The organism is Psychrobacillus sp. (assembly GCF_056205495.1).
In genome coordinates, this window is record NZ_JBAEAP010000104.1 from 1 (window position 1) to 4,930 (window position 4,930).

Genomic DNA, 4,930 nt, shown 5'->3' on the forward strand with positions numbered 1-4,930 from the left:
TTGGTTTGATTTTTCGTCATCATATCTATCAACCTCATTCATTTTATAGGAGGCCCCGTTGATTGGAGCGAAGAACGGCGACTCCAGCGGGAACAGCGCGAGCTGAAGACCCTGGACTGAGCGCAGCGAGGGAAGCGGCTGGAGCCGTGCCCGCGGAAAGCGTCCGTTCGTAGCGGAAATCAACTCTTCCTCGCGTTACTTCTATATTTAAAAGAAATAAGACTGTAGGCATCTTAAAAGAGATGCTTTTTTCTGTGTCACAAAAGCAATTAGCACAATGGGTGAGAGTTCGATACTGGTATGAGCATGGAGAGTTTTCTAAGCTCTCCATGTTTTTTTATTTACTGAGAAGTTTCTTGAAATTCAATATTAACTAATTTACCTGTTTCCGTTGTATATTTAATATTTATAAAAACTCCAAATTCCTTATTGCCATCCTTCATCCACAATTTAAACCTTTCAATGGTTGAATCCTCTTTTGTTTCACTTCCTATATGCAAGTAGTCAATAATAGTCGCATTTGGATATTTAGTTTGTGTCTCCTTTACCGCTAACTTTCCCCATTTCGCGTATGCTGGAACTTGGTCTTGAGCATATGTGCTTGAATACATATTCATGGTCACAGTGGTTGCTAACATACATATACCTATGGCTATAAACACTTTTTTAATCATCTTCATACCATCTCCTTTTCTTTAAGATGGTTATCTTGCTTAAAATCATTCCAACTTAATAAATAAATCGGAAAACCCTGTGTAATTTCAATAGTTTGAAGGAACATGAATTATAAGCTATAATTTACGTAGGTAATTACGGAAAACGGTATTCAAATTAGTGCAATATTTGATGCTTGATAAATAACTAGGAGAAGGAGGCACTATTGCCTCCTTCTTCGTATTTATAAAAGAACGTAGAAAGAAGGCTAATAATGGTACGCGGAGTATATATACACATCCCTTTTTGTCATCAAATATGTAATTATTGTGATTTTAATAAATTCTATTTTCATAATCAGCCAGTAGATGAGTATATTGAGTCTTTAGGAAAAGAAATGGCTCTTTGGAAAGACGACTTATCGAAAGGGCATATAGAAACTATTTTTCTTGGTGGTGGAACTCCTACTTCTTTATCACTTGAACAGTTAGATCGGTTGTTAACGCTTATCCAAGAGCATATCCCACTGAATCATGTTAAGGAGTTCTCATCAGAAGCTAATCCAGATGAGCTTACCCTGGAAAAAATGCAGCTCATGCGAAAATTTGGTGTGAATAGATTAAGCATGGGAGTGCAAACTTTCAATCAAGACTTGTTAAAAATATTAGGTAGAACCCATTCCAATGAACATGTTTATAAAGTAATTGAATATGCGAAGGAAACAAATTTCCCCTCTATAAGCATTGATTTAATGTATGGATTGCCAAATCAAACGATGGAGCAATGGAAGGAATCCCTCCAAGAGGCTTTTAAGCTGAAGATACCCCATATCTCAGCCTACTCGCTACTAGTTGAGCCTAAGACCATATTCTATAACCTTCTATCAAAAGGGAAATTATCATTACCTGGTGAGGATTTAGAAGCTGAAATGTATGGATTCTTAATGGATGAAATGAAAGCGAACGGATATCACCAATATGAGATTAGTAATTTTTCTCATGAAGGAAAAGCCTCCGAGCATAATCTTTTATATTGGAACAATGACGAATATGTTGGATTAGGGGCTGGTGCCCATGGTTATGTAAATGGAATACGATATTCTAATCATGGCCCTCTTAAAAAGTATATGCAGCAGCTAGATTTAGGTGAAAAGCCTATTATGATGCAAAAAAAGGTTACTTATGAAGAAAAGATGGAAGAAGAGATGTTTTTAGGTCTTCGAAAAAACAGAGGAGTTTCTTTAACCGTCTTTGAACAAAAATACAGCAAGACCTTGCATGAGGTATACGGGAAAGAAATCGAAGAGTTAATTCATAAAGAGCTTGTGGTTTTAGAAGAAGACCACATTTTCCTTACAACTCGAGGACGTTTTGTAGGTAATGAAGTATTTCAATATTTCCTTAAATAATTTGGCGCATAATCGTTGACAGTTTTCTTTAGATTTGATAAGTTTTATATGAGTATTAGCACTCTCTACAGATGAGTGCTAACAGAGGTGATAATCATGCTAACTAACAGGCAATTATTAATATTGCAAGTAACGGTGGATGATTTTATTGATACCGCTCAGCCAGTTGGATCTCGTCAACTTTCGAAAAAGGAGGAAGTACCGTTTAGTCCTGCTACGATTCGAAACGAAATGGCAGATTTAGAAGATATGGGTTATTTAGAAAAGACTCACACTTCTTCTGGCCGTGTGCCATCAGAAAAAGGCTATCGTTACTATGTAGACAACTTACTAACTCCACAAATGATTTCAAAAGAAGAGATTAAACAAATTCGTTCTGTTTTCGAGGAAAGAAAGGTTGAGACGGAGCAAATAATTCGAAAGTCAGCTAATATTTTGTCTGAACTAACGAGCTATACCTCTATTATGTTAGGCTTAGATGTGAGAAAGCATCGAGTCAAAAGATTTTCAATCGTTCCTCTTACAGACGATTCGGCAGTAGCTATAATCGTTACGGACAGTGGTCATGTTGAAAATCGAGTTTTTTCTATTCCTGAGGCCTTTACTGCTTCCGATATTGAAAAAATGGTCAATATCATAAACGAACATTTAGTTGGTGTATATTTACACGAGCTACAAATGAAGTTAGAAGCTGTCACTCAGTTCGTCTTACGTCAGAATAACGGTAGGTTAAATGACCTTCTTGGTTCTCTAAACCAAGCGATGATCATCGAGCATGAGGATAAAGTGTACTATGGTGGAAAAATGCAATTGTTAAGCCAGCCTGAATTTAATGATGTGGAAAAAGCAAAAAGCATTATGTATTGGATGGAACACGTCAATGAATTCCCTGGACTTTTCCATTTGAACAAAAAAGGCATCAATATCAGTATTGGTTCTGAGAATAACCAATTTGGAATGAATAATTGCAGTATAATCACAGCTTCTTATGATATTGGAGAAGAACAAAGTGGTTCTATTGCCATCATAGGTCCCACGAGAATGGATTACAAACGTGTAGTGTCTTTGTTGGATGTAATGAGTGGGGACTTATCTAGAGAGTTGTCTAGAATATTAAGAGGTCAACACGAATAAAGGAGAGTTGCTGCTAAATGGAAAATCAAAAAGAAGAAGTAAAAGATGTATCGACTGAAGAAGAATCAGCAGAACAAGAGATGGTAACTGAAGAAGCTAACGAAACTAAAGAAGCAGATGTATCAGAAGAAGCTACTGAAGTAGAAGAAGTAGACGAACTAACTCTTTTGAAACAACAGTTAGAAGAAGAACAAGATCGTACGGTAAGACTGCGTGCTGACTTTGAAAACTACAAACGTCGTGTTCAAAAAGATAAAGAAGCAGACTATAAATATCGTGCCCAATCTTTACTTAACGATCTGTTACCTGTATTAGACAACTTAGAACGAGCACTAGCTGTTGAAGCTACATCTGAAGAAGCGATTTCTTTAACTAAGGGTGTAGATATGGTTTATCGTTCTCTTGTAGCAGCTGTTGAAAAAGAAGGATTAGAATCAGTTGAGTCAGAGGGGAAACCTTTTGATCCAAATCTTCATCATGCAGTTATGCAGGAAAAAGACGAAAACCAAGATTCAGGTATTGTTCTTCAAGAACTACAAAAAGGCTACAAATTGAAGGATAGAATTCTTAGACCAGCAATGGTAAAAGTAAACGAATAAAATATAAACTGATTTTTATTGGTGTCCATTAGGTTGCCAGTTATAATATAAATTGCATATAACAGTATTTATTAGGAGGAAAATTGTATGTCAAAAATTATCGGTATTGACTTAGGAACAACAAACTCATGTGTATCTGTACTAGAAGGCGGAGAGCCAAAAGTAATTCCAAATCCAGAGGGAAATCGTACGACTCCATCTGTAGTAGCTTTTAAAAATGGCGAAAAACAGGTTGGGGAAGTAGCTAAACGTCAATCTATTACAAACCCAAATACAATTTCTTCAGTTAAACGTTTAATGGGAACTAGTGAAAAAGTAAGTGCTGAAGGTAAAGACTATACTCCACAAGAAGTATCAGCAATGATCCTTCAATATTTAAAAGGCTTCGCAGAAGAATACCTTGGAGAAAAAGTTACAAAAGCAGTAATCACTGTTCCTGCATATTTTAATGATGCAGAACGCCAAGCTACAAAAGATGCTGGACGTATTGCAGGTCTAGAAGTTGAGCGTATTATTAACGAACCTACTGCTGCAGCGCTAGCTTACGGCTTAGATAAAATGGATCACGATGAAAAAATCCTTGTTTATGATCTAGGTGGAGGTACTTTTGACGTATCTATTCTTGAACTTGGAGATGGCGTATTTGAAGTACTAGCTACAGCTGGGGACAACCGTCTTGGTGGAGATGACTTTGACCAAGTAGTTATGGATTTCCTAGTACAAGAGTTTAAAAAGGATAACGGTATTGATCTTTCTAAAGATAAAATGGCAGTGCAACGTTTGAAAGATGCTGCTGAAAAAGCTAAAAAAGATCTTTCAGGTGTTACTTCAACACAAATTTCATTACCATTTATCACTGCTGGTGAGGCAGGTCCACTTCACTTAGAAGTTACAATGACTCGTGCTAAATTCGATGATTTAACAGCTCATTTAGTAGAGCGTACAATGGTTCCAACTCGTCAGGCATTAAAAGATGCTGGATTATCTTCTTCACAAATTGATAAAGTTATCTTAGTTGGTGGATCTACACGTATTCCAGCTGTACAAGAAGCGATTAAAAAAGAAACAGGTAAAGAGCCACATAAAGGTGTTAACCCAGATGAAGTAGTAGCAATGGGAGCAGCAGTACAAGGTG

General features: G+C 36.7%; 6 protein-coding genes. 4 read left to right on the plus strand and 2 right to left on the minus strand.

Features of this window, described 5'->3' with window-relative positions; translation table 11 throughout:
- Positions 1–183: hypothetical protein (locus tag AC06OU_RS03180; protein WP_475853924.1), on the minus strand; the 183-nt coding region annotated here is incomplete at its 3' end.
- 158 nt (positions 184–341) lie between these two features.
- A complete protein-coding gene (locus tag AC06OU_RS03185) occupies positions 342–674 on the minus strand; it encodes a DUF3889 domain-containing protein (protein WP_475853926.1) in 333 nt (110 codons plus the stop codon).
- Between the two features lie 254 nt (positions 675–928).
- Between AC06OU_RS03185 and hemW the strand changes: the two genes are divergently transcribed.
- The 4 genes from hemW to AC06OU_RS03205 all read left to right on the plus strand — a co-directional run.
- Positions 929–2,062, plus strand: a complete 1,134-nt coding sequence (gene hemW / locus AC06OU_RS03190) for a radical SAM family heme chaperone HemW (RefSeq protein ID WP_475853927.1) — start codon at positions 929–931, stop codon at positions 2,060–2,062.
- Positions 2,063–2,158: 96 nt separating this feature from the next.
- Positions 2,159–3,196, plus strand: a complete 1,038-nt coding sequence (gene hrcA / locus AC06OU_RS03195; protein ID WP_475853929.1) for a heat-inducible transcriptional repressor HrcA — start codon at positions 2,159–2,161, stop codon at positions 3,194–3,196.
- A gap of 17 nt (positions 3,197–3,213) precedes the next feature.
- A complete protein-coding gene (gene grpE, locus AC06OU_RS03200) occupies positions 3,214–3,795 on the plus strand; it encodes a nucleotide exchange factor GrpE (protein ID WP_475853931.1) in 582 nt (193 codons plus the stop codon).
- A gap of 87 nt (positions 3,796–3,882) precedes the next feature.
- Positions 3,883–4,930 (plus strand): Hsp70 family protein (locus tag AC06OU_RS03205; RefSeq protein WP_475853933.1); only part of this gene is annotated, 1,048 nt, incomplete at its 3' end.

What these genes read in the sequence shown, in the direction of transcription:
- AC06OU_RS03185 (WP_475853926.1), bottom strand. Translation starts at nt 674, where the DNA reads ATGATTAAAAAAGTGTTTATAGCCATAGGTATATGTATGTTAGCAACC.
- hemW (WP_475853927.1), top strand. Translation starts at nt 929, where the DNA reads ATGGTACGCGGAGTATATATACACATCCCTTTTTGTCATCAAATATGT.
- hrcA (WP_475853929.1), top strand. Translation starts at nt 2,159, where the DNA reads ATGCTAACTAACAGGCAATTATTAATATTGCAAGTAACGGTGGATGAT.
- grpE (WP_475853931.1), top strand. Translation starts at nt 3,214, where the DNA reads ATGGAAAATCAAAAAGAAGAAGTAAAAGATGTATCGACTGAAGAAGAA.